Consider the following 26,174-nt stretch of genomic DNA (forward strand, 5'->3'; position numbering starts at 1 on the left):
CCCGTTCGAGGCGCGAACGTGTCAGCTCACCTGACACTGTGTCTGCCCCCATTCGACCCAGCACATCTGCTTGACGTCGGGCCGGGGGTTCTTGGTGGGCAGCGGCTGCGAACAGCCGGTCTCGCAGATCGGCTTGGCCGACGCCATGCCGGCGGCACCGGTCAGCGAAATGGCAAGGGCTGCAAAGCCGGCGAGCGCGATACGCGCTGTGGTGGAGATTGTGATGGGGGACATGGGTTCCTCTCGGCGGGCGGTTTCGTGCTGCACCCAGCATTGACCGGAGCCCTGTCCGCAGAAAGGCCGCCGAGGGTGCAATGAACGCACCCTCGGCGGCCGGATCTCTACCCTGGGCGAAACGCCCGGTCGGCTTACTCAGTCGACCGGTTCGGCCTCGCCCTCGTCGTCACGGGCCTTCTTCGCGGCCTCGCGCATCTCGATGCCGTCGGACACCCAGTCACCGATCTCCCGGGTGACGTCCCGGACGGCGCCCGCGATGATCGTCGCGATCTGGCCCACGTGCGTTGCCGCGGACTCCGTCAGTTCCTGCACGGTGTCCTTGCGCCGCTCGAACTTCCCCACCATGTTTTTCGCCTCTCAGGCTGCAGTCTTCTGCCGCTCGACGATAACACCGGGAGGGGTGTCGGACGAGACGAGACCGGGCGGCAGCGCGAACTTGAAGATCTTCCCCCACACGGAGCCGATCTGCTTGAAGAAGCCACCGGTGTTGTAGGGCAGCCCGTGCTTCTCGCACAGCGCCTTCACGACGGGCGCCATCTCCGGGTACCGGTGGGCGGGCAGGTCCGGGAACAGGTGGTGCTCGATCTGGTGCGACAGGTTGCCCGACATGATGTGGAACAGCGGGCTCCCCTCGATGTTCGCGCTTCCGAGCATCTGCCGGACGTACCACTCGCCGCGAGTTTCCTCCGCGGTCTCGTCCTCGGTGAAACTCTGCACGCCGGTGGGGAAATGGCCGCAGAAGATGATGGAGTACGCCCACACGTTGCGGATCAGGTTGGCGGTCACGTTGCCGAGCAGTGTGGGGACGAACAGTGGCCCGGTGAGCGCCGGGAAGATCACGTAGTCCTTGAGTACCTGCCGACCGGCCTTGCGCCACCAGCCCTTCAGCAGCGGCTTGACGTCGTGCCACTTCCGCTTGCCCTGGATCACGTTCTCCGCTTCCAGGTCGTGCATCATGACGCCCCACTCGAACAGCATCATCAGGAAGAAGGCGTAGACCGGGTTCCCCAGATAGTAGGGGTTCCACTTCTGCGCCTCGTCGATCCGGAGGATGCCGTAGCCGATGTCCCGGTCCCGGCCGAGGATGTTGGTGTACGTGTGGTGCATGTAGTTGTGGGAATGTTTCCACTGATCGGCCGGGCAGACGGTGTCCCACTCGAACACGCGGGAGTTCAGGCCCGGTTCACGCATCCAGTCGTACTGGCCGTGCATGACGTTGTGGCCGATCTCCATGTTGTCGAGGATCTTCGACACACCGAGAGCACCGACCCCGGCGATCCAGGCCGGCGGGAAGAAACCGAGATACATCAGCCCGCGACCGGCGACCTCGAATCCCCTCTGCGCCTTGATGATCTTGTAGATGTATTCGCGGTCCTCGGCGCCGAGGTCCGCAACTGTCCGGTCGCGGAGGGCGTCCAGTTCCCGGCCGATCTCTTCGACCTGGTCGTGACTGAGCACCACCGGGGCGTCGTTGCGGGAACCGTCGGAGCCGTCGACGAACGGGAGGAACGAGAGTGAGAGTCCAAACATGTCGGTCTCCAAGCGTTGAATGTCTTGTGAAAGTCAGATGTCGAGGGCGACGTCGCCCACCGGAACCGAGACGCACAGCTGGATCGCCTTGTCCGGGTCGGTGTCGGTGTCGCCGGTGCGGACGTTCTTGGTGCACCCCGACTTCTTCACCGTCGTGCAGGAGAAGCAGATGCCCATCCGGCACCCGTACTCGGGATGGAGCCCGGCGGCCTCCGCCTGTTCGAGCAGCGTGGCGCCGGAATTGTCCGCGGTGACACCGCTGGCGGTGAAGGACACCTCGCCACCGGCCTCGCCCTCCGCCGGGGCTGCGGCGGGAGCGAATTCCTCGGTATGCAGACGGTCCTCGATGCCGAGTTCGCGATACACCTCCCGAACGCCACGCATCAGTCCGGGCGGGCCGCACAGGAAGGTTTCGGCGTCCGCGTACCAGGGCGCCACCGCGTCGAGGTGCTCCTGACCGAAGAACCCGTGGAGATGGCCGCCGGCCTCCTGATCGGTGTACGCCAACACGAGGGAGACGTTGGCGTTCGCGTCCGCGAGTGCGCGCAACTCGTCGAGGTACGCGACGTCGTTCTCGGTGTACGCGTAGTGCAGAAAAGTGATGCTTCCGAAGTGCTGCTCGTCGACGAGCGTGCGCAGCATCGACAGAACGGGGGTGATTCCGCTGCCTCCGCTCACCAGCAGGAGCCGGCGAGGGCGCGGAGACGGGAGGGTGAATTCGCCCGCCGCCTGAGACAGGTCGAGCACCAGACCGGGGTGCGCGTGCGCGTGCAGGTACTGCGAGACCAGACCCTCGGGGTGCGCCTTGATCGTCAGCTCGACGAACCCGTCGGTGGACGCCTGTGCATTGGCCGGTGAGTAGCACCGGGTGTGCCGAACCCCGTCGATCACGACGCCCACCTGCACGAACTGCCCCGCACGGAATCCCCGCCACTGACGGGTGGGACGCAGCGTGAGGGTGACGGTGTCGGCGGTGGACCGCCGGACCTCGACCACTTCGGCTCGCAGGTCGCGCACGGTGACCATGGGAGTGACCAGTTCGAGGTAGCGGTCGAGCTGGTGCGGAGTGGCCATCGCCTCGAACAACGACAGCAGCGAGAACCTGCGTCCCTCCGCCGGACGACTGGTGTGGGCAACTGACACGTCAGCCTCCTCCATTTGAGTGCACGGTTGTACACTGACAATAGTGTGACAGAGAGAGACAGGAACTTGTCAATCGAAATGTGACCGCACGCACACCCCAGACAGCGATCGGATACGCATGCCGGATGACGAGTACGAGTACCCGGAGATGACGGGTGTCGGCACCGCCACGAATACACTCACTGCCGTGAGTCAGTCGACCGGCGCCGAACCGGAGAGCAGGGCAGCCCGCAAGGAGCGCACGAGGAAGGCCCTTCTCGACGGCACACTCGAACTCATGGCGGACCGTAGTTTCGCCGGCGTGAGCCTGCGCGAGATCGCCCGCACCGCGGGAATCGTGCCCACCGCGTTCTACCGCCACTTCGCGTCCATCGAGGAGCTCGGCGTGGTGCTCGTCGAGGAGGGCATGCGAATTCTGCGGCAGATGCTCCGCGACGCCCGCCGCACCCCGAGCACCAAGAGCGCAGGCGCATCCCTCGACATCCTCGTGCGGCAGGTCCGCACCCACGAGGCGCAGTTCCGGTTCCTCAGCCGCGAACGCTACGGGGGCGTCCCGGAAATTCGCCGGGCGATCGCGACCGAGATGAAGCTGTTCGTCAGCGAACTCACGGTTGACCTGTCCCGCATCGACGGTCTGCAGTCCTGGGACCACGACGACCTGGAGATGGCGGCCGACCTGATCGTGTCCACCATGTTCGCCGTCGTCGTCGATCTGCTCGAGGCCGATCGTCCCGGAAGCCGAAGTGAGGCCGAAGTGGTCGCGCGTGCCGAACGGCAACTGCGCCTGATCATGCTCGGCATGAGCGGGTGGAATCCCGCGAAGTAGTGGCGCTCTCGCCGTACGGTGGGGGCATGTTGTCAACCTCGGAACACGCGCACATCACCCTCGGCGACCTGACGTTCGACGTCACCACCAGCGGTCCGGCCGACGGCGTCCCCGTCGTTCTCCTGCACGGGTTTCCGGAGAGCGCCGCGTCCTGGGAACCGGTCAGCGCCCTGCTGAACGAGTCCGGTCTGCGGACGTTCGCCCCGAACCAGCGCGGATACTCGCCCGGTGCGCGACCCGACGGAGTCGACTCCTACCGGATCGACCACCTCGTCGCGGACGTAATCGGATTGCTCGACGCACTCGGTCTCGACTCGGCACATCTCGTCGGGCACGACTGGGGAGCCGCCGTGGCGTGGGTCGTCGCGGCGCGGCACCCCGACCGGATCACCTCGCTCACCACCGTGTCGGTGCCACATCCGGGCGCGTTCGGCTGGGCCTTGCGCGAGGACGCCGATCAGAAGGAACGCTCCTCCTACATTCGTCTCCTCAGGACGGAAGGCAAGGCCGAGCGGGTCCTCCTCGAGGAGAACGCGCGGGCGCTGCGCGCGATGTTCGGTGACGTCGTCGCGCCGGCGCTCGTCGACCGGCACGTCGCGCTGCTCGGCGAACCGGGAGCGCTCACCGGCGCGCTGAACTGGTACCGCGCGATGACGAGCGACTTCGAGCAGACGCCTGCCGTCACCGTTCCGACGACCTACGTCTGGAGCACCGGTGACCAGGCGCTGGGGCGTGCGGGAGCGGAAAGGTGCGGCGAGTTCGTCGATGCGCCCTACGAGTTCGTCGTCCTGGACGGTGCCACGCACTGGATCCCGGAGCAGCGGCCCGACGCCCTCGCAGACGCTATCCTCGCCCGCACCGCAGCCGCACCGAATTGAAATCCGCTCTTCCCCTCGACGGGGCGTGCGTTCTGGTTTGATTGCACTACTCGTCTCGTGCACCGTGGGAGGGCACCATGAGTGGCATCGCAATCCTTCTGGTCGGCGCCGTTCTGTGCTTCGCCGGTGTCGGTTCACTCCACGTCGCCGTTCTCGCCTCGGGTTTCGGCCTCGGCTGGCTCCTGGCCGATCTGCTGTCGCTGTCGCTCGAGACGACGTTCCTGGTCGCGGCGATCGGGGCAGTCGTGGCGTGGGTGGCCACGACCCTGATCTTCAAGTTCGCCGCATTCTTTCTCGGGATCATCACCGGCGCCGTCATCGGGGCCAAGCTCAGTCGTGTCCTGCAACCCGACGACGCGAATTGGCTCCTCAGCGGAGTCGTGATCGTCGCGCTCGCCGTCGCCTGTGGTTTCCTCGCCGACCGGTACCGGGCGCGGGCGTTGTTGTGGCTCACCGCGCTCGGCGGCGCCAGCATGGTCCTGACCGGGCTCGGCCTGGCCATCCCCCCGCTGGGTTTCTTGGAGGATCCGAACGAGGGCAGCCAGCAGTTCTTCGCCACGCTGATCTGGATCGTCGTGGCGGCGGCGGGCTGGCTGACACAGCGGCGGCTGTTCCCGGAGAAGCTCCGGATCGATGACGATCGCGCGCGGCGCTAGTCGCGCTCGGGTGCCCTCACCACCGTCAGCGCGGCGAGCCCGATCGCGAGCACGATCACCAGTCCGATGATCCCGGCCCGATCCGCCGCGAACCACCAGGCGAACAGCCCGAAGAGGGTGGGCGAGAGGAACGACACCGCGCGACCGGTGGTCGCGTACAGACCGAACATCTGCCCCTCCCGGCCCGGCGGTGTGATCCGGGCCAGGAACGTCCGCGCGGATGACTGCGCGGGACCGACGAACAGGCACAGCAGCAGTCCGAAGATCCAGAACATGGCCGGTCCGGAGACGGCCGTCAGTACGACGCCGACCACGATCATCGCGATCAGGGACGTCATGATGACGGTCTTCGGTCCGATCCGATCGTCGAACCGGCCGGCGGTGAGCGCGCCGAGCGCGGAGACGACGTTGGCCGCGACGCCGAACAGCAGCACGTCACCCGCGCCGATGCCGTAGACGTTGACGGCGAGGACGGCGCCGAACGTGAAGACACCGGCCAGTCCGTCGCGGAACAGCGCACTCGCCACCAGGAAGTACACGGTGCGCCGGTCGGCGACCCAGAGGTCGCGCAGATCGCGCCACAGCACCCGGTACGACTCGACGAAGCCGGCCTTGTCGGCACCCGGATCCGCGTGGGGGCGGGGTAGCTCGGGGACCTTCAGCAGGACGGGGATCGCGAAGATCGCGAACCAGACGGCGGCGAGCAGCGCCACCATCCGGATGTTCAGTCCGCCGTCGGTGGTGAGCCCGAGGAATCCCCGGTTGTCGCCGTCACCGGAGATGAATCCGAAGTAGCACAGCAGCAGCAGCACGATCCCGCCGAAATAGCCCATCGCCCAGCCGAACCCGGACACCCGGCCGATGTTCGCCGGCGTCGACACCTGCCTGAGCATCGCGTTGTACGGGACGCCGGCCAGTTCGAAGATCACCGAACCCGCGGCCAGCAGCACCAGCCCGAGCCACAGGTACTGATACGAGTCGCGGACGAAGAACATCGCCGCCATGCACCCGACCGTCGCGAACGTGAGGACACCGAGCGCCCACTTACGTCGTCCGGCGGCGTCGAATCGCTGACCGGTGACAGGGGCGAGCACGGCGATGAGAAAACCGGCGATGCCGAGCGACCATCCCAGCCACGTGCTCGCGGAAATCGACCCCGGCAGGTCCTCCCCCACGGCGTCCGTCAGGTACACGGAGAAGACGAACGTGAGGATCACGGCGTTGAAGGCGGCCGAACCCCAGTCCCACAACCCCCACGCGACAACCTGTCTGCGCGTCGCGGCCTCGCCGATCCCGGCCGGCGGACGAACCTCGGTGCTCATGCCCGCGAGCCTATGCGAGCGAACGGGGAGTTCGTACGGTCCGACGCGACGAGCGTCCCGCTCGGACGGACCACTGAGTGTGCACTCAGTTGCATACGCACCTCGTTGCATACATACTTCGGTTCGTGGCACTCGAACATGCGCTCCTCGTCTCCCTCACCGAGCACTCCGGCTCGGGCTACGAATTGGCGCGCCGGTTCGACAAATCCATCGGCTTCTTCCAGAGCGCCACCCACCAGCAGATCTACCGCGTCCTCAAACGCATGGACGAGTCCGGATGGGTCGACGCCGAGGTCGTGGCGCAGGACAGCAGACCCGACAAGAAGGTGTACCGGGTCAGCGCGGCCGGGCGCGCGGAACTCGAGCGCTGGATCGCCGAACCGACCGAGCCCAACCACCTGCGCAACGAGCTGGCAGTGAAGATCCGCGCCGCTCAGCACGGTGACATCGCCGCACTCACGGCCGAGGTCGCTCGCCACCGCGACGGCCACGCCGCCCGGCTCGAGGTCTACCGCATGATCGAAAAACGTGACTTTCCCGCACCGGACCAGCTCTCCGGGGCAGCCCTGCACCAGTACCTCGTCCTGCGCGGCGGAATCCGCGTCGAAGAGGGATTCGCCGACTGGTGCCAAGAAGTACTCGACGCGCTCGCACAGTAAGGACACGCCGCCAATGACCCAGTTCCCGCAGCTCCTCGCTCCCCTCGACCTCGGTTTCACGACGCTGAAGAACCGGGTGATCATGGGTTCCATCCACACCGGGCTCGAAGATCGCGCCAAGGACGTTCCCCGTCTGGCCGAGTACTTCGCCGAGCGCGCCCGCGGAGGTGTCGCGCTGATCGTCACCGGCGGCTACGCGCCCAACCGGACGGGCTGGCTGCTGCCGTTCGGCGCCAAGCTCACCAACCGAGTCGAGGCCCGCAGGCACCGCGCGATCACGAAGGCGGTGCACGACGAGGGCGGCAAGATCGCCCTGCAGATCCTGCACGCCGGCCGGTACAGCTACCAGCCCTTCAGCGTCTCCGCCTCGTCGATCAAGGCCCCGATCAACCCGTTCCGGCCCCGCAAACTCACGGGCCGGGGCGTGCGCTGGCAGATCCGCAACTTCGTCCGCTGCGCCCGGCTCGCGCAGCGGGCGAACTACGACGGCGTCGAGATCATGGGCGGCGAGGGCTACTTCATCAACCAGTTCCTGTGCGAGCGCACCAACAAGCGCACCGACGAGTGGGGCGGCACTCCCGAGAACCGCAGGCGGATGGCCGTCGAGATCGTCCGCCGCACTCGCAAGGCGGTGGGCCCCAACTTCATCATCATCTTCCGCCTGTCGATGGCCGACCTCGTCGAGGGCGGTCAGACGTGGGACGAGATCGTCGCGCTGGCACAGGAAGTGGAGGCCGCGGGCGCGACCATCATCAACACCGACATCGGCTGGCACGAATCCCGTGTTCCGACGATCGTGACGTCGGTGCCGCGGGCCGCGTTCGCCGACATCACCGGCAAGCTCGAGAAGCACGTGAGCATCCCCGTGGCCGCGTCGAACCGGATCAACATGCCGGAGGTCGCCGAGGAAATCCTGACCCGCGGTGACGCGCAGCTCATCTCGATGGCGCGCCCGATGCTCGCCGATCCCGACTGGGTGCGCAAAGCCGAAGCGGGCACCCCCGACGAGATCAACACGTGCATCGCGTGCAACCAGGCCTGCCTCGACCACGCCTTCGTCCGCAAGCACGTGTCGTGCCTGCTGAATCCCCGTGCAGGCCGGGAAACGGAACTGACACTTTCCCCCACCCGGGCCGCGAAGCGTGTCGCCGTCGTCGGCGCCGGACCCGCGGGCCTGTCGGCAGCACTGGGCCTGGCACAGCGCGGCCACTCGGTGACCCTGTTCGAGGCGGATTCGGAGATCGGCGGACAGTTCGGCATCGCCCGCAAGATCCCCGGCAAGGAGGAGTTCGCGGAGACGATCCGGTACTACAACCGCCAGCTTCCGCTCGCCGGTGTCGACGTCCGGCTCGACAGCCGCGTCACCGCGACCGAGCTGGTCGGCGAGTACGACGAGGTGATCGTCGCGACCGGGGTGACGCCGCGGGTTCCGTCCATTCCGGGTATCGACCACCCGAAGGTGCTCACGTATCCGGAGGTCGTGCGGGGCGGCAAGCCCGTCGGGCAGTCGGTCGCGGTGATCGGGGCCGGTGGGATCGGCGTCGACGTCAGCGAGTTCCTCACCCACGAGCACTCCCCGACGCTCGACCTGAAGGAGTGGAAGCAGGAGTGGGGTGTCACCGAACCCGAAGCGGCGGCGGGCGCCCTCACCACACCCATTCCCGAACCGTCGCCGCGCGAGGTGTACCTGCTGCAGCGCAAGAGCGGCCGGATCGGCGCCGGACTCGCGAAGACCACGGGCTGGGTTCACCGGGCAGCGCTGAAGAACAAGGGCGTGCAGGAACTGTCCGGGGTCAACTACGAGCGCATCGACGACGACGGCCTGCACATCACGTTCGGCGCCAAACGCGAGAGGCCCCGCACCCTCGCCGTCGACAACGTCGTGATCTGCGCAGGTCAGGAATCGGTGCGTGACCTCGTCGACGAACTGACCGTCGCCGGCGTCACCACCCACGTCATCGGCGGCGCCGACGTCGCAGCCGAACTCGACGCCAAACGCGCGATCGAGCAGGGCACCCGGCTCGCCGCGCGCATCTGACGCACTACGCTGCTGACCGTGAGCTTGCCGAACCCCACCCCCAGTGCCCGCGCCGTCGTGACGGGCGCCTCGTCCGGAATCGGCGAGGCGCTGGCCACCGACCTGGCCTCCCGGGGCCACTCCCTGATCCTCGTCGCGCGCCGCGGCGAGGTGATGGATTCACTCGCTGCGGCCCTGCGTGACAAGCACGGCGTCGAGGTCGACGTGCGCGCGTGCGATCTGTCGGATCGCGACGCGCGGGCCACCCTCGTCACCGAACTGTCCGGACGTGAGATCAGCATCCTGTGCAACAACGCGGGCATCGCCACGTTCGGCCCGGTCGCCGGACTCGATCCCGCGTACGAGCGGGCCCAGGTGGAACTCAACGCCGTTGCGGTGCACGACCTCACCCTCGCGGTGTTGCCCGGGATGCTCGAACGCAAGTCCGGCGCCATCCTCATGGTCGGCTCCGCGGCAGGCAACATGCCCATCCCCCACAACGCCACCTACGCGGCCAGCAAGGCGTTCGTCAACACCTTCTCGGAGTCGCTGCGCGGCGAACTCAAGGGAACGGGAGTGAACGTCACGCTGCTCGCACCCGGCCCGGTCCGCACCGAGGAGCCCGATCCGGCGGACGCGTCGATCGTGGACAGGCTGGTGCCCGACTTTTTGTGGATCTCCAGCGAATACACCGCCAAGGTGTCGCTCGACGGTCTGGCCGACAACAAGATGCGCGTGGTGCCCGGCATCATCAGCAAGGCGATGTCCGTTGCCGGGCAGTACAGCCCGCGCGCGGTGGTCGCCCCGATCGTCGGAACGTTCTACAAGAAGCTGGGCGGATGACCCCCGGGTGAATGTACCGGTCACCCCTGCCGAGGCGCTGAAAGGTACATTCGCCCAGCGTTTCTAGCGCCTGCGACGTTTGCCCGTCCCGAAGATGCTGCGGGAGATCTCGCGGCCGGCGGCCGACGCGGCCGAGCGGAGGAAGCTCTTCACCGCGGAGTTCCCGAGAATCTGTTCGGCCATGTTCGGACCCTCCCGCTGTACGGGCGGCGGGGGCGGCAGGTCGGGAAGCGGGGGCAGGTCGAGGCCCGGTTCCGTGGCCGGTGCCCCGGCGACCTTGGCCGTCAGCTTCTCGTACGCCGATTCGCGGTCGACGGTCTGCCGGTACTTCGCCGACAGCGGACTCGACGACGCCGCGGCGGTGATCGCGTCGTTGCCGATGGTGTCCATCAGCGAGCGGGGAGGCCGAATCCTCGTCCACGCCACCGGCGTCGGTGCACCCCGTTCCGACAGGACCGTGACGATCGCCTCACCGATGCCCAGTGAGGTGAGAGCCTTCTCGAGGTCGTAGTTCTCGGTGGTCGGGTACGTCCGTACCGTTTTCGTGAGCGCCTTCTGATCGTCGGGAGTGAAAGCGCGCAGCGCGTGCTGGATCCGCGCGCCGAGCTGCGACAGCACCGCATTCGGGACGTCCGTCGGCAACTGGGTGCAGAAGAAGACCCCCACACCCTTCGAGCGGATGAGCTTCACGGTCTGTTCCACCTGCTGCAGGAACGCCTTCGACGCGTCCGCGAAGAGCAGGTGCGCCTCGTCGAAGATGAAGACGAGTTTGGGTTTGTCGAGATCGCCTTCCTCGGGCAACGTCTGGAACAGATCGGCCAGCACCCACATCAGGAAGGTGGAGAACAATGCCGGGCGCGCGGACTGGGCGCCCAACTCGAACAACGTGATCACGCCCCTGCCGTCGATCACCCGGAGCAGGTCCTCGGTCTCGAGCTCGGGCTCCCCGAAGAACGTGTCGCCGCCGTCGGCTTCGAGATTGACGAGGGCCCTGAGGATCACACCCGCCGTGGCCGGGGACACGCCGCCGATCCCCTTCAGATCGGCCCTGCCCTCGTCGCTGGTGAGATGCGCGATGACCGATCGCAGATCCAACAGGTCGAGCAGCGCAAGCCCCTGAACGTCGGCCCAATGGAAGATCAGCCCCAGCGTGGACTCCTGAGTCTCGTTGAGCCCGAGAACCTTGGCGAGCAGGATCGGCCCGAACGCCGTGATGGTCGCGCGGACGGGAATCCCCAAGCCTTCCGTTCCCAGCGAGAGGAATTCGACCGGGGATCCCGCCGGCCGCCACTCGTCGTCACCCGTCTCGGACGCTCGGGCGGTGATCTTGTCGCCCGCCTCACCCGGCTGCGACAGGCCCGACAGGTCGCCCTTCACGTCGGCCATCACCACGGGAACCCCTGCAGCCGACAACTGCTCGGCAATACCCTGCAGCGTCTTCGTCTTTCCCGTCCCGGTGGCGCCGGCGACGAGTCCGTGCCGGTTGACCGTCGCGAGCGGGATACGCACCCGGGCCGCCGGATCCACGGCGCCGTCGAGCACCACCGTTCCCAGCTCCAGAGCCGCACCCTCCGAGGAGTATCCGGCCGCGATGTCCGCGGCGGCACCGGAGGAGGCGACGTCTGCGGGAGCACGGTTCTCCGCGGTCTCCGCGTCCCGGGCTTCCTGCTCCGCCGCCTCTGCCGCTGCCGCAGCCTCTGCCGCGATCCTGGCCGCTTCGGCGGCCGCCGCCCTCGCCGCCGCCGCCCTTTCCGCCGGGGTCGAGGTCGCGTCGCCGTCCTGCGATTGCTGGGTCATCCAAGCCCTCCTCGAATCACGCACGTCGGGAGAAAGTGTCCACCGCAAACCTTATCCCGTCACTCACGTGACTACTGTGTTCCTGGTGCAGGACAAACTTGTGTGGATCGACTGTGAAATGACCGGGCTCCGACTCGGCACCGACAAACTGATCGAGATCGCAGCTCTGGTCACGGACAGCGAGCTGAACGTGCTCGGTGAGGGTGTCGACATCGTCATCCACGCCGACGACGACGCGCTCGCGGACATGCCCGCCGTGGTGACCAAGATGCACGAGAACTCGGGGCTGACCGACGAGGTCCGGAAGTCCACGGTCACGCTCGCCGAGGCCGAGCAGCAGGTGCTCGCCTACATCCGCGAGCACGTGCCGGTCGCCGGGACGGCGCCGCTCGCAGGCAACTCGATCGCGACCGACCGCGGATTCATCGCCCGCGACATGCCGGACCTCGACACCTACCTGCACTACCGGATGATCGACGTCAGCTCCATCAAGGAACTGTCCCGGCGCTGGTACCCGCGGATCTACTTCGGTCAGCCCGAAAAGGGTCTCGCCCACCGCGCCCTGGCCGACATCAAGGAGTCGATCCGGGAACTGAAGTACTACCGGAAGACGGCGTTCGTGCCCGAGCCCGGACCGTCTACCAGCGACATCGCCGCAGTTGTCGAGGAACTCGGGCCCGCCTGAGATACCGATTGGCTTCTCGGGCACCGGACGCGCTAGTATCTTCCTCGCCGAAGTTACTGCCCCCGGGCGGTGCCTGAAGCACATGGTGAGTGTAGTTCAGTTGGTAGAGCACCAGGTTGTGATCCTGGCTGTCGCGGGTTCGAGTCCCGTCACTCACCCCACACGGAAAGCCCCCGGCCTCGGCCGGGGGCTTTCCTCTTTGCGATTGGTCTGACGCCCGCCGTCAGGCGTTGGCGTTGCCCGCCTTCCAGACATCCCACGGGATGTTCCAGTCGCCGAGGCCGTCCGTGCCCGACAGCGTGCCGCCCAGCGTGTTCTTGACGATCACGATGTCGCCGCGCTTCGTGTTGTCGTACACCCACTTCGCGTTGGACGGGCTCAGGTTCAGGCAGCCGTGGCTCGCGTTCGAGTACCCCTGCTGCCCCACCGACCACGGCGCCGAGTGGAAGAAGATGCCGCTGTAGGACATTCGCGTCGCCCAATCGACGGGCGTCTTGTATCCCTGCGGGGAGTTGACCGGCACACCGTAGGTGGACGAGTCCATGACGAGGTTCGCGAACCGGTCGCCGATGATGTACACGCCGTTGTCGGTGGGCGTGTCGTCCTTACCCATCGACGTGGGCATCGTCATGATCACTTCGCCGTTGCGCTCGAACGTCACCTGCTTGGTGTTGTCGTCCGCCGTCGCGACCAGGGCGTCGCCGATGGTGAACGCCGTGTGGACGTCCTCCTGGCCGAACAGTCCGTCACCGAGATCACGGCCGTACACGGCGACCTTGACGTCCACGGCGGTGCCGGGGGCCCAGTAGCTCTGCGGACGCCACCGCACCTCACGGTTGTTCACCCAGTAGAACGCGCCCTCGACGGGTGGATTCGTCGTGACGGTGATGCCGGCCTCCGCGGCCTTGCGGTCGGGGATGTTCTCGTCGAACTGGACCGCGATCGGCTGACCGATGCCCACCACGTCACCCTCCGACGGCATCACGTACGGCTTGGTGACGTTGCCGGGCGCGCTGGTCGTGAACGCCGACGTCGAGGTGGTGCCGCCGCCGAGTCCGTTCGCCTTCACCTCGAGCCGGTACTCCTTGTCGTAGCCCAGCGGCTCCGTGTTGACCCAGGACAACCCGTCGGGGGCGATGGCGCCGTCGACCGGCTCGCCCTCCGGGTTGAGCATGGTGACCGCCGCCAGCGTGCCGTCGGTCACCGTCACCGTCACCGGCTGTCCGGGCGAGAATCCCACCGCACCATCGACGGCCGACGCCGTCAGCTTCGGCTTGATGAGTTCGGTGACCGGATTGGAATCGATCGGCGCCTCACCTTCCGACGTGACGCTGTCGGCACCGGAGACGGTGCACCCTGCGATCGACACTGCGAATACGAGTGATGCCGCCACAATCGTCGCCGTCTTCGAGACGGATCTCACCGATTGCGCACACACGCGCCCGCCACGCCCCACACCCATGGATAACCCCACTTCACGTCCTCGCTCCGAATTCACGTTCAAGCCGGCACGTCCCTCGCCTTCGCAAGACGAATCAGCACGTCGAGACCGTGTGGTCTCCAATGATGCCAGCCACTGGAGACCGGTTCCAACCAAGCGCCGAGCCGCTCAATAACGTTCGAATATCAATCGTGACCAGCGGCGCTGTTGTTACGCGCTACCGTCCGAATCGGGTCGCCACGGGCAGTCGCCACCAGGCGATTTGCATTCCCGAGAAGCGACCCGCTAATGTTCTGTCTCGCAAGAGCGAGCGCCTATAGCTCAGTTGGTAGAGCAAGTGACTCTTAATCACTGGGTCCGGGGTTCGAGTCCCTGTGGGCGCACTTGCACGAAGGCCCCCATCCTCTCACGAGGATGGGGGCCTTTCTCGTGTCACGATCTCACCGCACCGAGTGGGCGGTCGGATGACGAACGGGCCGCCGGAACGTGAAGTCACTGCGAACTTCACATCCGACGGCCCGTCAGTGACGAGGGTCGTTCAGCGCAACGCTTTGCGGAGCACCAGGAGCCCTGCCACCGCACCCACGGCGATCAGTCCGTACTTGACCGCCGGCTCGTTCAGCTTCGCGATCAGCGTCCGCTTCGTGTTCTCCATGAGACGCTTCGGGTTGGTGCGGACCGTCAATTCGTCGAGAGTGCTCGCGAGCTGATTACGCGCGTTCTCGATCTCACGCTCGATGCTCTCGGTGTCCCTGGGCACGTGTCCTCCAACTTGTTCGACTGGTTCGATCAGCGAGAGCGACGCTACCGCGACGATCCCACACTTGCGTCAACCGTAGACGAGAACACGCGACCAGCGACTCTGTCTCCCCCGATCGCGCCGCGGCCCAGGGTCAGACCGTCCCGGTAGCCTGACTTCTCGTGACCGACAACAACAGACTCGCCCCCGGAGACACCGCACCCGCCTTCACGCTGCCCGACGCCGACGGCAACGACGTGTCGCTCGCCGACTACCGCGGCCGCAAGGTCGTCGTGTACTTCTACCCGGCGGCGAGCACGCCGGGCTGCACCAAACAGGCCTGCGACTTCCGCGACAACCTCGCCGACCTGAACGGCGCAGGCCTCGACGTGATCGGCATCTCACCCGACAAGCCGGCGAAGCTGGCCAAGTTCCGTGACAACGAGGAACTGACGTTCCCTCTGCTGTCCGATCCCGACAAGGCCACGCTCGAGGCGTGGGGCGCGTTCGGCGAGAAGAAGATGTACGGCAAGACCGTGCAGGGTGTCATCCGCTCCACGTTCCTCGTCGACGAGGACGGGAAGATCGAAGTGGCCCAGTACAACGTCCGCGCCACCGGCCACGTCGCGAAACTGCGGCGGGACCTGTCCGTCTGATCGACGCGACGGGCGGCTGCATGTTGTCGGCCGCCCGTCACCGGCGTTGTGGTGGGTCGGTAACGCAGCGGTCGGCAACTTGTGGGCGATCACATCGTTCACACCCGAAACGGCTCGAGCAGTCTCCTCGCCCAGGTGAAACCCGACGCGTCACCGGGAGGGATCTTCGGAATCCGGACGAAAGACGGATAGCCTGGGGCGGTGGAGTCTTCAGTCAGCAAGCAAGCGCCGCGCCGAGTGGACCCGGCGTTGGAGCTGCAGTCGGACCCGCAGGAACTCCTGCCCCGCAGACGTCCGACCCAGGAACGTAGTCGCCGGAAGTTCGACGCGCTGCTCACGGCATCGCGGGAGTTGCTGGTGGACGTGGGATTCGAATCGTTCACGTGCGAGGAGGTCGCCGCACGCGCGGACGTCCCGATCGGCACCCTCTACCAGTTCTTCGCGAACAAGTACGTGATCGTCTGCGAACTCAACCGGCAGGACCTCGTCGGCGTCCAGCACGAGATCGCCCAGTTCAACGGTGAGGTCCCGTCCCTCGACTGGCTGCGGTTCCTCAATTCCTTCGTCGACCACATGGCAGGCCTGTGGACATCCGACCCGTCGAGGCGCGAGGTGTGGCTGGCGATGCAGTCGACGCCCTCGACCCGCGCCACCGGCGCCATCCACGAGAAGGCGTTCGCGGAGCAGGTGTCACGGATGCTCGCGCCCCTCACCCCGCGGACGTCGCGGGAGCGGCGGACGATGATGGCCGAGGTGCTCGTCCACGTCGTGTACTCGATGCTCAACTTCTCCGTGCAGGACAATCAGAGCCACGCGGACGCCGTCGCCGAACTCAAACGGCTGATGGTGGCATACCTGCTGGTCGCCGAGAAGGAATCGCGCTCCACCTAGCCGCTACGCGCCTGTGCGCCCTTCCGGTTGCCGGAGCTACCAGAAAGGCGCACGGGCGCCGGAGGCGCCTACAGGGACTCGATGACGGCGAACGCGCCCGCCATGTCTCCGTCGTGTGTGAGGGAGATGTGAATCCGCACGTCGGTCAGATGCTTGGCGACGTCCCCGCGTAAGCGGATACTCGGCCGTCCCCACGCATCCGTCACCACCTCGATCAGGTGGTGGATCATCTCGGGCAGCACCGGCGGGCTGGCGAAGAGAGACGTGGACCAGGCCTTGATCACTGCCTCCTTCGCAGCCCACCGGGCGGCGAAATGTCTAGCCGGATCGGAGCTCCGGGTCACGGCGTCCCGACGCTCGCCCGGTGTGAAGTTGTCGAGCATTGCCGTCCCTGGCCGGTCCAGCTGCTCGGCGAACTCCGACACCGTCACGAGATCGAAGCCGATCCCCAGAACTCCCATCCGTCGTTCCTACTTGCAGCCGGGCAGACCCGAGCTGTACACGTCGTCCGCTCCGAGGCGCGCGGCCTCGGTGAGCAGGACGTCCGCCTCGAGCTGACGGGACGCTGCGGCCGGGACGCTGTCGCCGCCGAAGCGACGATCCGCCGGACGCTCGTACAGGCTGCCGCCACCGACCATTGCCTTCGCCAGACGACGCTGACCCTCGACGGTGCGCTTGCGTGCCTGCTCGAGGTACGCCTCACGCTTGTCGGCCGGGATGGCCTCGACGAACGCCTGCGAGTGCACGACCGCGACCATGCCGGACACGTGCCCGAAGCCGAGGCTGGTCAGCAGACCGGCCTTCAGCGGGAACTGCTCGCCGAAGCGGAGCGGCTCCCGAGCCCACACGAGGTGTTCGAACTCGGCCATCTTCTCGTCGACGCAGTCGAGGCTGCGGTTCGGCGGCACGATGCCCTGGTCCAGCACCTGGCAGAGACCGATCAGCTGGAATGCTGCGGCACCACCCTTGGCGTGTCCGGTGAGGCTCTTCTGCGAGACCACGAACAGCGGCGCACCTTCGCTGCGGCCGAGGGCCCCGGCGAGGCGCTCGTGCAGCTCCGCCTCGTTGGGATCGTTGGCCGCGGTGGACGTGTCGTGCTTGGAGATCACCGAGATGTCGTCGGCACTGACACCGAGCTTGCCGAGGGACTGGGCGAGCTGCGAATCCGCTCCCCCACGTCCCGCGCCGAGCGCACCGATTCCGGGAGCCGGGATCGACGTGTGGACACCGTCCGCGAACGAGCCGGCGTAGGCGACCACACCGAGGACGGGCAGGCCCATCTCCAGTGCCAGGTCACCGCGGGCCAGCAGGATCGTGCCACCACCCTGCGACTCGACGAACCCGCCGCGACGACGGTCGTTGGCCCGGGAGAATCGACGGTCGTCGATGCCCTTGGCCCGCATGTCGTCGGTCTTGGCCGTGGCGGACATGTCACCGAATCCGATGATGCCCTCCGCGCTGAGGTCGTCGAACCCGCCGGCGACCACGAGCTGGGCCTTGCCGAGCTTGATCTTGTCGACGCCCTCTTCGACGGACACCGCGGCCGTGGCGCACGCCGCAACCGGGTGGACCATGGCGCCGTAACCGCCGACGTAGGACTGGACCACGTGCGCCGCAATCACATTCGGCAGGGCTTCCTGCAGGATGTCGTTCGGCCGGTTCTCGCCGAGCAGCGTGTCGATGTACAGCGACCTCATGGAGGTCATGCCGCCCATGCCGGTGCCCTGGGTGTTGGCGACCAGCGAGGGGTGCACCCACCGCAGCAGTTCGCTGGGCGTGAATCCACCGGTGAGGAACGCGTCCACCGTGGCGACGATGTTCCACAGGCCCACGCGGTCGACGGAGTCGGCCATGTCGGCGGGGATGCCCCACTTGGTGACGTCGAATCCGGTCGGGATCTGACCACCCACGCTGCGCGTGAGCTTCATCTTGCGGGGGACGCGGATCTCGGTGCCCGCACGGCGGGTGACCTGCCAGTCACCGCTGTCCGGAACCGGCGTCGCGACCGTGTTCTCCGGGTCGGCCTCGACGAAGGCCAGTGCTTCCGCCTCGGTGCTGACCACGAAGCTCAGGTCCTTGTCGAGGAAGACCGACGTGAGGAGCGGTGCGGTGTTCTCGACCATCGCGCCGTCGTCCGCGTAGCGGCGGATGCCGCAGCGCTCGACGACTGCGTCGTGGTACTTGTCCGCGATCTCGGCCTCCGGAACCAGTTCCCCGGTCTCGGCGTCGTACCAGCCTGCGGACGGCGTGGTCTCCCACACGACGAGTCCGGTGTTCCAGGCGAGTTCGAGAACGCCTGCCGCCGAAAGCTCTTCGTCGACCTCCATCTCGAAGCGGGTACGCGAGGAACCGAACGGTCCGAGCTCACCGGCGCCGACGATGACGACGAGGTCTTCCGGAGCCGCCGTGACGCCGGCCCAAGCCGGTGCCACCGACTCGGAGACCCGCGGCGGGGCGGGCAGAGCCGCGATGGTGTCGAGCTCGTCCGCATCCGCGTCGGCCTCGGCAGCAGCGGTCGCAGCTTCCTGAGCCTGCTTCGCCAGCGCGGGCAGGTCCAGGTTCGCCTGGGCGAGCCCACCGGTCAGATCGGCCGCGAGCGGCTCGGTGGAGGCGAGGCGACGTGCCTCGGGCTCGCACCACTGCAGCAGCTCGGTGGCCATTTCCTGGGTGGACCAGGTACGGACTCCGGCACCTTCGACGGCCTCGACCAGCGGGTCGTTGCCGCCCATGAGGCCGGTTCCGCGGACCCAGCCGATGAGAGCGTGCACCAGGGTGACGCGCTCGGCCCAGTTGCGCTCGGCCTTCCAGCGGCCGACCACAGCGTCCAGCGCGGCCTTGGCCTCGCCGTACGCACCGTCGCCACCGAACAGGCCGCGGTTCGGGGAACCGGGCAGGACGACGTGCAGGTGGGTGTCGACGTCACGGTCGTAACCGATCTTCGACAGTCCGCCGATCAGACGCTCCACCGACCACAGGAGAACGCGCATCTCCATTTCGGCGCGGGCGCCGGCGTCGGCGAGGTCGCCTGCCACGCGGGGCGCGGCGAACGGGAACAGCAGCGTCGGGGTGACCGCTTCCTTGACGAGCTTCTTCGATCCACCGGCCGTCTCGTACTGGGCTTCACCGATCCACTCGATGAGCGCGTCGATGTCCGTGTAGGACGCCATGTTCGCGGGGACCACCCACAGGGCGGCACCGGCGCGAGCATTGCGGCGGTAGAGGTCGCGGTAGAAGCCGAGACGCTTGTCGTCGAGACGCGAGGTGGTCACGAAGACCGTCGCGCCGCCGGCGAGGAGCTTGCCTGCGACCGAGGCCGCGATGGAACCCTTGCTGGCACCGGTGACGACGGCGACCTGGTCTGCCCATTCCGGGGTCTCGTCGGTGACGACGACTGCCGCCTCCGCGATGCGTCCGTACTTCTCGGCCAGAGCCGTGCGACCCTCGTCGGTTGCGCGGGCCTGCCACCATGCGGCCTGCGCCGCAACGGACTTGCCTGCACCGGCGAACCCTTCGATCTCGAGAGACTCCACGCCTGCCGCGTCGATCCACAGACGAGCCAGATCCTCACGTGCGCTGGCCCAGCGGTCGTCGAGCAGCACCGCCCGCTTGGCGTCGAACGCGGGAGCGACCAGTCGCGGCCAGTCGGAACCGAGTTCCGCCGACACGAGGTCGACGAGTTCGGTGTCGGTCGGCTGCGCTGCCGTCGCCGTGTCGCCTGCGAAGCCGAGCTGCTCGAGCACGAGGCGGGCGGCCGAGGCCAGCACGCCGTCGCGGCCCGTGATGTGCTCGGTGAACTCGCCCAGCGCCGCGGCGTCGACGGTGCCACCGGCTCCGCCACCCGAGGACGGGAGGGAGACGCTGATCCCACGGCGCGAGGCCACTGCGGCCACTGCGCTGTCGATGACGGCGTCCACTGCGGCGCCGTCGGCGAGACCGCCGCCGGCCAGGCCACCGAGGTCACCACCACGGATGCTGGAACCGTCGCGGGTTCCGAGCGCCACCTCGGCGGTGACGTGGTACGCCCAGCCGTCGCCGAGTTCCCAGACCTTCTTCACGCGGTCTGCGATGGCCGCCGGCCGACGACCCGAGGGGCCGAAGACCTTGCGGAGGTGATCGTTGATCGAGTCGGACAGCACCGGGCCGAACGGCTTGTACGTACGGGCCAGGGAGTCGACCGTGCCGGCGAGCGAACCCATGTCGGCGTCCGCCGCACCGTCGATCGCGCCGAGCGAGAGCTCGGAGCCGAGGTCGACGAGCAGCTGGTTACGCCGTGAGGACACGCCGTCGCACAGCGCCTCGATCGTGTCGACGGGGCCGACCTGATCGGGACGGAGCTTGGTCCACAGGCTGATCAGGACCTTGGTGGCGTCTGCGGCCTTGAACGCGATGTCGTCGGGACGCGGTCCACCGGACGGTGCAGCGGCCGGGGCCGGAGCCGCGGCGGGTGCGGCCGATGCGGCGGGCGCCTCGGCTGCGGGTGCTGCGGGCTCGTCGTCCTCGACCGGCGCCGGATCGACGTCGGTGGAGTACACGATGGACGCTTCACGCTCGATGTTGAGGACCTCGACCGGGTAGCCGAAGCGGCCGGGCAGCTTCAGGGTCTGCGATGCGAGGTTCGCGACGGTCGGGACGGAGCCCAGACCGATCTCCACGAACCGCTCGACACCCAGTCCACCCTCGGACTCGTCGGCGAACAGCAGGTCCTGCGTCTCGATCCAGCGCACCGGGCTGGCGAACTGCCAGGCCAGGAGCTCGGTGAGGACCACGCGGGTGAGCTGAACCGGCCTCTTCGCCCAGGAGTCGAAGTCCTTCAGCACCTTGTCGAGGGGCTTCGACGGCACCAGGTCGGCGATCTCCTGCACGAACTCCTTCTTCAGGGAGAACGGCTTGGGGACCAGGTTCGGGATGTAGCGCCCGATCAGGATGGCCGGGTCGATGTCCTGCGGAAGCAGTTCCTCGAGACGTCCACGGAAGTCGTCGACGCCGCCACGCAGCACCGTCGAGTGGAACGGGACGTCGATGCCCGGGACCATGATGTACGCGCGCTTGCCACCGAAAGCCTCACGGCGGATGTCGATTTCGACCTCCAGCGCGTTGAGTCCGGCGACCGTACCGGCGATGGCGTACTGCGAGCCACGCAGGTTCAGGTTCACGATCTGCAGGAACTCACCGGTCGCCTCGGCGACACCGGCGACGAACGCCTCGACGTCGTCGTCGGCCAGACCGATCTGCGACGGGCGGATGGCAGCCATCCGGTAGTCGGAACGGCCGGCCTCGTCGCGGGGAACGAGTGCGTGCATCGCGGAGCCACGCTGGAAGACCACCTCGAGAACAGCTTCGAGAGGCAGCACACCGGCGACGGCGGCGAGAGCGTTGTACTCACCGACCGAGTGGCCTGCGAGCAGGGCGCCCTCGACGAAGGCACCGGATTCGCGGAGCTCGGCGACCTGAGCCACACCGAGCGTCGCCATCGCGACCTGGGTGAACTGGGTCAGGTGCAGGACACCGTCCGGGTGCTTGTGCTCGACACCACGGGCCTTGACGACCGTCGGGTTGTCGCGGACCACGGCGAGGATCGAGAAGCCGAGGGCCTTGCGGGTGTGCTTGTCGGCGCGGTCCCAGATCTCACGGGCGGCCTTGGAGCGGGCGCGGGCGTCGAGGCCCATGCCGGGACGCTGGATGCCCTGTCCGGGGAACGCGTAGACGGTCTTCGGGGCGGCGGTGCGACCCGTTGCGACCATCACCAGTTCACCGTCGATGCGGCAGCCGACCTCGACGATCTCGGCGCCCCGGTCCACGGCGATGCGGTCGACGCGGACGTCGATCTCGGCGCCCGGGCGAACCATGCCCAGGAAGCGTGCGGTCCAGGCGGTGAGACGACGCGGCGGCGTCTTGGTCTCGGCCGGATCCACGGCGGTGACGACCTGCTGGGCGGCGGCGGAGAGCCACATGCCGTGCACGATCGGGCTGCCGAGGCCGGCGAGCAGTGCCGCGTTGTCGGAGGTGTGGATCGGGTTGTGGTCGCCCGACACCTGGGCGAAGGAGCCCATATTGCGGGGAGCGACGATCGTGGTGTCGCGGCGACGACGACGCGGGGTGTCGACGGCCTCGTCACTCAGCGAGCCACCGGCGCGGGCCGGGTCGGACAGTTCGCCCTTGCCGGTGCGGCCGCGGATCGCGAAGCGCTCCGACAGGGTGACGACGGCAGGCGCGTCCAGGCCCTCGCCGAGCATGGCGCCGACCTCGACCTTGACCTCGACGACGCGGCCCAGGTCGGTGTCGAGAACCGAGGCGACCTCGGCCTTGACGACGAGAATGCTGGTCTCCGACGGCAGTTCGCCGACGAAATCGACGCTGTGGTCCAGGTGGACCAGGTCGAGCATGCCTTCGATGACGGACAGCGAGTCTTCGGTCTTGGCAGCACCGAGCACGGCGAACACGGCCGGCCAGCAAGCGCCGACGACCACGTCCGGGACGGCCTTGCCGCTGACGCTCAGCGTCGTGGGCAGACCCGAGCCGGTGACACCGGCGTGGTCGGCGACCAGGTCGGGCGTCCAGGCGAGGTTGAGGCGTGCGACACCGTTCTTGACGGCGGGCAGTTCCTGACCGGCCGCGACCGCGAGGAGTGCGGTCATCGACTTCTCGGCGTCGGCCTCGGTGACCACGGGAGCGCCACCGTCCGCGACGGACGCGGGGACGGTGATGGTGATCTGGACGGACTTGGCTGCCACCAGCGGGACGGTGAGGAGCACCTGCTGGTCGTCGATGACGGACAGCTCGGCACCGGTGGTCTCGTGCACCGCGAGGGTGTCGGACTCGATCGACCACTTGTCGAGGTCACCGAGCCGGCGAACCGGGTTCAGCGTCAGGCGCGAGGCCCACTGGATGTCGGGAGCCGACAGCACGGTGTCGAGGAGGCCGCGGGCAATGTCCGCGTGACGGCGTGCGGGCAGCGACAGCGGCGCGACACCGGCGGTGACCAGCTCGTCGTACGTGGCCTTCTCGAAGCGGTCCAGCAGCTCGCCGACAGGCTCGTCGACGCGCGTGATGCCGGCGACGGCGACGGTGCCGGGGATGACGCAAACCTGGTCGGCCGTGTAGCGAGGATCGTGTGCCTGCCACAGCGAGTCGGAACGCCACCAGCGGCGGACGTCACCGTCGACGACGGGCACGAAGTTGACCGGCTTGCCGGGGGTCTTGCACAGCGAGACGAAGAAGGAGACGTCCGCGGGGTGCAGAACCGTGGTGGCGTAGTCGGGGTACTGCGCCTGCAGGGCGCAGACGGCCGCCTCGGGACGCTCGAGAATCGCGTCGTCGGCGAACAGGGTGGGGATGGGGCCACGGTCGACCGGGTGCAGACGCGACTCGGTGCGCTGCAGCATCTCACCGAAGCGCGCACGCCAGGTGATGTCGAGCCACGGGCTCGCGGTGGCCTCGGTGATGGCGTCCTGGAGGTCGGTGCCGCAGTCGAATGCCTTCGCCGCGTCGATGCCGACGGCCAGCTCGAGGTAGCGGCGCAGCCACTGCTCGTACGTCATGGTCGCGACGTCGCCGAAGTACGGCTTCGCCGTGATGTTCAGTGCCTCGATGATCTCGTCGCGACGCTCGGCGACGGCGTCAGCGTCACCGGCGACCTCGTCGAGCAGACGGCCGGTGCGGGACGCTGCGTTGTCGATCTCATGGATGTCGGCGCCGAGCTGGCTGCGGCCGGAGGCCATGCCGCCCTCGGCGGTGCCTGCTCCGACCCAGTCCGGAGTACCGGGGGTGTCGACGAGGAGCTGCTTCACCTCGGCAGAGGTGGTCGCCTCGAGGGTGGCCATGGCGGCGGTGCCGACCAGGATGCCGTCCAGCGGCATGGCCGGGAAGCCGTGTGCAACGGACCAGCGGCCGGTCAGGTAGTCGGCAGCCCGCTCGGGCGTGCCGATGCCGCCACCGACGCACAGGACCAGGTTCGGCCGGGTGCGCAGCTCGGCGTAGGTGTCGAGGAGGAGGTCGTCCAGGTCTTCCCACGAGTGGTGGCCACCGGCGCGGCCGCCCTCGATGTGGGCGATGACGGGGAACGAGGGAACCTCGTTGGCGATGCGGATGACCGAGCGGATCTGCGCGACCGTGCCCGGCTTGAACGCGACGTAGCTGAAGCCGGCGTCGGTGAGGTCTCCGATGATCGAGACGGCGTCCTCGAGCTCGGGGATACCGGCGGTGACGACGACACCGTCGAACGGGGCACCCGCGGCACGGGCCTTCGGCACGAGGCGCTTGCCACCGACGTGGAGCTTCCACAGGTAGGGGTCGAGGAACATCGAGTTGAACTGCACGGCGCGGCCCGGCTCGAGCAGCCCGGTGAGCTTCTCGACGTTGTCGGCGAAGATCTGCTCGGTGACCTGGCCACCGCCGGCGAGCTCGGCCCAGTGGCCTGCGTTGGCTGCTGCGGCGACGATCTTCGGGTCGACCGTGGTCGGGGTCATGCCGGCGAGCAGGATCGGCGAACGACCGGTCAGCTTCGTGAACGCGGTCTCGACGCCGATGCGGCCGCCCGGCAGCGACACCGGCTTCGGGAGGAATTCGGTCCACGCGGCGGGAACCTCGGGGGTTGCGCCGGGGGTGAGGAGGTTGCGGTGACCGCCACGGGTCGCGGCGGCAACGATGCCGACGCCCTGGCCGCGGACACTGGCCGACGTCATGCGGGTGAGGAGGTCACCGGGTCCGAGGTCGAGGATCCACGCGGCACCGGCTTCGAGGGTGCTGTCGACGGCGGCGACCCAGTCGACGGGATCGACGAGGCAGGCGCTCGTGAGAGCGCGGGCCTTCTCCTCGTCGAGACCGCAGCGCACGGCCCACTGGCCGACGATGTCGATCGTCTCCGCGAGTGCGGGGTGGTGGAAGCCGATCTCGACCGCGAGGGGCTCGAAGACGGGCGCGAAGATGGAGCCGCCACGCTTCTTGGCGTCGCGCTCACGGGCCTCGTCGGCCTCGATCTGCTCGCACCGCTGCTGAACGCGTGCCAGCTGGGCGGGCGGGCCGGACAGTACGACGCGGCGACGGGCGTTACGGATGCCGAGGACGGCTGCGCGCTCGGGCTCGAGGCCTTCGGCGAGCTCCTCGACGATCTGACGGAGTCGTTCCGGGTCGACGTTGGAGACAGCGAGCATCGGGGTGGAGTCGGCGGCGGCGATCACTCCGCGACGACGGCCGACGAGGCCGGCAGCCGCACCGATGAGCTGAGCGAGGGCGAGGAGTTCGCCGTCCTTCTGACCCGAGGAGGCAACGGCCTCCGCGGCGAGGAGTCCCTGGGAGTGGCCGATCACCGACACGGGAGCCGTAACCGCGGGATCGAGGCCCTGAGCTGCCAGCGCACGCAGCGCTGCGATCTGGGTGAGGAAGACGCCGGGGAGAGACACCGCCGCCGAGGTGAGCGCTGCCGCGGAGGGTCCGGCCGCCTGGGCGCCGTCCTCTTCGTCGGCGAGTTCCTGCTCGAGGATCCAGGCGATGGGGTCGAATCCGACCGGGCGCACGACGAGGAGTTCCTGCGCCACGGGGGCCAGGTGGTCGGCCGCGTCGTTGACGATGGTGGTGAGTGCCGGCTCGAGTCCGTTGTCGCGGCTCAGTTCCTCCAGCGAGCTCAGCCAGGGCGCGCCCTGACCACCGAAGGCGAGCGCGTACGGCTCACCTCCGAGCAGACGATCCACGAGGGTGCCCTTGCTCGACGACCGAGTGTCGTCCCGGTCTACGCCGATGCGCCGCGAACCCTTCGAGTTTTTTCCGTTTCCTGCGGGTGTCGTGTCGTCAATCGTCACGCGTATGTCCTCTCCTGGTCCCCTCTAGGGGGAGGTGGGGATAGTGTCTGCCGCCCTCGG

At 67.9% G+C, this 26,174-nt stretch carries 19 protein-coding genes and 2 tRNA genes; 11 read left to right on the forward strand and 10 right to left on the reverse strand.

The features are described 5' to 3' along the window. Nucleotides 1–21 precede the first annotated feature (21 nt). The 4 genes from ACNJ7E_RS23820 to ACNJ7E_RS23835 all read right to left on the reverse strand — a co-directional run bounded on the left by ACNJ7E_RS23820 (nt 22) and on the right by ACNJ7E_RS23835 (nt 2,910). A complete protein-coding gene (locus ACNJ7E_RS23820) occupies nt 22–234 on the reverse strand; it encodes a hypothetical protein (protein ID WP_226955530.1) in 213 nt (70 codons plus the stop codon). A gap of 138 nt (nt 235–372) precedes the next feature. Beyond that, on the reverse strand, nt 373–582 hold the full coding sequence (locus ACNJ7E_RS23825; protein ID WP_009474106.1) for a hypothetical protein: 210 nt from the start codon (nt 580–582) through the stop codon (nt 373–375). A gap of 12 nt (nt 583–594) precedes the next feature. Continuing rightward, the gene (locus ACNJ7E_RS23830) at nt 595–1,767 is read right to left on the reverse strand and encodes a fatty acid desaturase family protein (RefSeq protein WP_009474107.1); all 1,173 of its coding nucleotides are present in this window, start codon (nt 1,765–1,767) and stop codon (nt 595–597) included. Between the two features lie 33 nt (nt 1,768–1,800). Continuing rightward, the gene (locus ACNJ7E_RS23835; protein WP_280782323.1) at nt 1,801–2,910 is read right to left on the reverse strand and encodes a ferredoxin reductase; all 1,110 of its coding nucleotides are present in this window, start codon (nt 2,908–2,910) and stop codon (nt 1,801–1,803) included. A 118-nt stretch (nt 2,911–3,028) separates the two neighbouring features. Here ACNJ7E_RS23835 and ACNJ7E_RS23840 point away from each other — a divergent pair, with 118 nt between their 5' ends. From ACNJ7E_RS23840 to ACNJ7E_RS23850, 3 genes are all read left to right on the forward strand, one after another. Continuing rightward, a complete protein-coding gene (locus ACNJ7E_RS23840; RefSeq protein WP_280782322.1) occupies nt 3,029–3,736 on the forward strand; it encodes a TetR family transcriptional regulator in 708 nt (235 codons plus the stop codon). A gap of 26 nt (nt 3,737–3,762) precedes the next feature. After that, nucleotides 3,763–4,614, forward strand: coding sequence for an alpha/beta fold hydrolase (locus ACNJ7E_RS23845; RefSeq protein WP_418341108.1), 852 nt, complete (start codon nt 3,763–3,765; stop codon nt 4,612–4,614). A 77-nt stretch (nt 4,615–4,691) separates the two neighbouring features. Beyond that, nucleotides 4,692–5,270 carry a DUF4203 domain-containing protein gene (locus ACNJ7E_RS23850; protein WP_418341109.1) on the forward strand — a complete coding sequence of 193 codons (579 nt, stop codon included), beginning with the start codon at nt 4,692–4,694 and terminating at the stop codon, nt 5,268–5,270. Here ACNJ7E_RS23850 and ACNJ7E_RS23855 read toward each other — a convergent pair. Then, nucleotides 5,267–6,592 carry an MFS transporter gene (locus tag ACNJ7E_RS23855; protein WP_418341110.1) on the reverse strand — a complete coding sequence of 442 codons (1,326 nt, stop codon included), beginning with the start codon at nt 6,590–6,592 and terminating at the stop codon, nt 5,267–5,269. The two genes, ACNJ7E_RS23850 and ACNJ7E_RS23855, sit on opposite strands and share 4 nt — an antisense overlap. Before the next feature lie 125 nt (nt 6,593–6,717). Between ACNJ7E_RS23855 and ACNJ7E_RS23860 the strand changes: the two genes are divergently transcribed. Genes ACNJ7E_RS23860 through cmrA form a run of 3 tightly spaced genes read left to right on the forward strand, consistent with a single transcriptional unit; the run spans nt 6,718 to nt 10,111 of the window. After that, the gene (locus tag ACNJ7E_RS23860; RefSeq protein ID WP_280784716.1) at nt 6,718–7,251 is read left to right on the forward strand and encodes a PadR family transcriptional regulator; all 534 of its coding nucleotides are present in this window, start codon (nt 6,718–6,720) and stop codon (nt 7,249–7,251) included. Between the two features lie 13 nt (nt 7,252–7,264). Beyond that, nucleotides 7,265–9,289: an FAD-dependent oxidoreductase gene (locus tag ACNJ7E_RS23865; protein WP_418341111.1), complete on the forward strand. Its 2,025-nt coding sequence runs from the start codon at nt 7,265–7,267 to the stop codon at nt 9,287–9,289. Between the two features lie 18 nt (nt 9,290–9,307). Further along, a complete protein-coding gene (gene cmrA / locus ACNJ7E_RS23870; protein WP_418341112.1) occupies nt 9,308–10,111 on the forward strand; it encodes a mycolate reductase in 804 nt (267 codons plus the stop codon). A gap of 63 nt (nt 10,112–10,174) precedes the next feature. On the opposite strand, the gene ACNJ7E_RS23875 is transcribed toward cmrA, so the two are convergent. Then, nucleotides 10,175–11,908 carry a helicase HerA-like domain-containing protein gene (locus ACNJ7E_RS23875; protein ID WP_418341113.1) on the reverse strand — a complete coding sequence of 578 codons (1,734 nt, stop codon included), beginning with the start codon at nt 11,906–11,908 and terminating at the stop codon, nt 10,175–10,177. Between the two features lie 85 nt (nt 11,909–11,993). On the opposite strand from ACNJ7E_RS23875, the gene orn reads away from it, so the two are divergent. Both orn and ACNJ7E_RS23885 read left to right on the forward strand, forming a co-directional pair. Further along, entirely contained in the window at nt 11,994–12,593 is a 600-nt protein-coding gene (orn, locus tag ACNJ7E_RS23880; RefSeq protein ID WP_280784747.1) for an oligoribonuclease, read from the forward strand. 85 nt (nt 12,594–12,678) lie between these two features. Beyond that, nucleotides 12,679–12,754, forward strand: a tRNA-His gene (locus ACNJ7E_RS23885). 62 nt (nt 12,755–12,816) lie between these two features. Here the strand turns inward: ACNJ7E_RS23885 and ACNJ7E_RS23890 are convergent. After that, a complete protein-coding gene (locus ACNJ7E_RS23890; protein WP_418341114.1) occupies nt 12,817–14,055 on the reverse strand; it encodes a L,D-transpeptidase in 1,239 nt (412 codons plus the stop codon). Nucleotides 14,056–14,344: 289 nt separating this feature from the next. Here ACNJ7E_RS23890 and ACNJ7E_RS23895 point away from each other — a divergent pair. Continuing rightward, nucleotides 14,345–14,417: transfer RNA gene (locus ACNJ7E_RS23895), tRNA-Lys, on the forward strand. A gap of 155 nt (nt 14,418–14,572) precedes the next feature. On the opposite strand, the gene ACNJ7E_RS23900 is transcribed toward ACNJ7E_RS23895, so the two are convergent. After that, entirely contained in the window at nt 14,573–14,794 is a 222-nt protein-coding gene (locus tag ACNJ7E_RS23900) for a DUF3618 domain-containing protein (RefSeq protein WP_005248277.1), read from the reverse strand. Between the two features lie 161 nt (nt 14,795–14,955). Between ACNJ7E_RS23900 and bcp the strand changes: the two genes are divergently transcribed. Both bcp and ACNJ7E_RS23910 read left to right on the forward strand, forming a co-directional pair. Further along, nucleotides 14,956–15,429, forward strand: a complete 474-nt coding sequence (bcp, locus tag ACNJ7E_RS23905; RefSeq protein WP_007296587.1) for a thioredoxin-dependent thiol peroxidase — start codon at nt 14,956–14,958, stop codon at nt 15,427–15,429. Between the two features lie 201 nt (nt 15,430–15,630). Next, complete coding sequence (locus tag ACNJ7E_RS23910) at nt 15,631–16,320, forward strand: TetR family transcriptional regulator (RefSeq protein WP_011594442.1); 690 nt, start codon at nt 15,631–15,633, stop codon at nt 16,318–16,320. A gap of 68 nt (nt 16,321–16,388) precedes the next feature. Here the strand turns inward: ACNJ7E_RS23910 and acpS are convergent, their stop codons facing one another. Next, nucleotides 16,389–16,781, reverse strand: a complete 393-nt coding sequence (acpS, locus tag ACNJ7E_RS23915; protein ID WP_037236411.1) for a holo-ACP synthase AcpS — start codon at nt 16,779–16,781, stop codon at nt 16,389–16,391. Nucleotides 16,782–16,790: 9 nt separating this feature from the next. Further along, nucleotides 16,791–26,114: a fatty acid synthase subunit beta domain-containing protein gene (locus tag ACNJ7E_RS23920; RefSeq protein ID WP_418341115.1), complete on the reverse strand. Its 9,324-nt coding sequence runs from the start codon at nt 26,112–26,114 to the stop codon at nt 16,791–16,793. Nucleotides 26,115–26,174: the final 60 nt, after the last annotated feature.

This window comes from Rhodococcus mengyinensis (assembly GCF_048381435.1).
In the GTDB taxonomy this organism is placed as follows: Bacteria; Actinomycetota; Actinomycetes; order Mycobacteriales; family Mycobacteriaceae; genus Rhodococcus_F; species Rhodococcus_F opacus_D.

What these genes read in the sequence shown, in the direction of transcription:
- ACNJ7E_RS23890 (WP_418341114.1), bottom strand. Translation starts at nt 14,055, where the DNA reads ATGGGTGTGGGGCGTGGCGGGCGCGTGTGTGCGCAATCGGTGAGATCC.
- acpS (WP_037236411.1), bottom strand. Translation starts at nt 16,781, where the DNA reads ATGGGAGTTCTGGGGATCGGCTTCGATCTCGTGACGGTGTCGGAGTTC.
- ACNJ7E_RS23840 (WP_280782322.1), top strand. Translation starts at nt 3,029, where the DNA reads ATGCCGGATGACGAGTACGAGTACCCGGAGATGACGGGTGTCGGCACC.
- ACNJ7E_RS23845 (WP_418341108.1), top strand. Translation starts at nt 3,763, where the DNA reads ATGTTGTCAACCTCGGAACACGCGCACATCACCCTCGGCGACCTGACG.
- ACNJ7E_RS23850 (WP_418341109.1), top strand. Translation starts at nt 4,692, where the DNA reads ATGAGTGGCATCGCAATCCTTCTGGTCGGCGCCGTTCTGTGCTTCGCC.
- ACNJ7E_RS23875 (WP_418341113.1), bottom strand. Translation starts at nt 11,908, where the DNA reads ATGACCCAGCAATCGCAGGACGGCGACGCGACCTCGACCCCGGCGGAA.
- ACNJ7E_RS23820 (WP_226955530.1), bottom strand. Translation starts at nt 234, where the DNA reads ATGTCCCCCATCACAATCTCCACCACAGCGCGTATCGCGCTCGCCGGC.
- ACNJ7E_RS23825 (WP_009474106.1), bottom strand. Translation starts at nt 582, where the DNA reads ATGGTGGGGAAGTTCGAGCGGCGCAAGGACACCGTGCAGGAACTGACG.
- ACNJ7E_RS23855 (WP_418341110.1), bottom strand. Translation starts at nt 6,592, where the DNA reads ATGAGCACCGAGGTTCGTCCGCCGGCCGGGATCGGCGAGGCCGCGACG.
- ACNJ7E_RS23865 (WP_418341111.1), top strand. Translation starts at nt 7,265, where the DNA reads ATGACCCAGTTCCCGCAGCTCCTCGCTCCCCTCGACCTCGGTTTCACG.
- ACNJ7E_RS23830 (WP_009474107.1), bottom strand. Translation starts at nt 1,767, where the DNA reads ATGTTTGGACTCTCACTCTCGTTCCTCCCGTTCGTCGACGGCTCCGAC.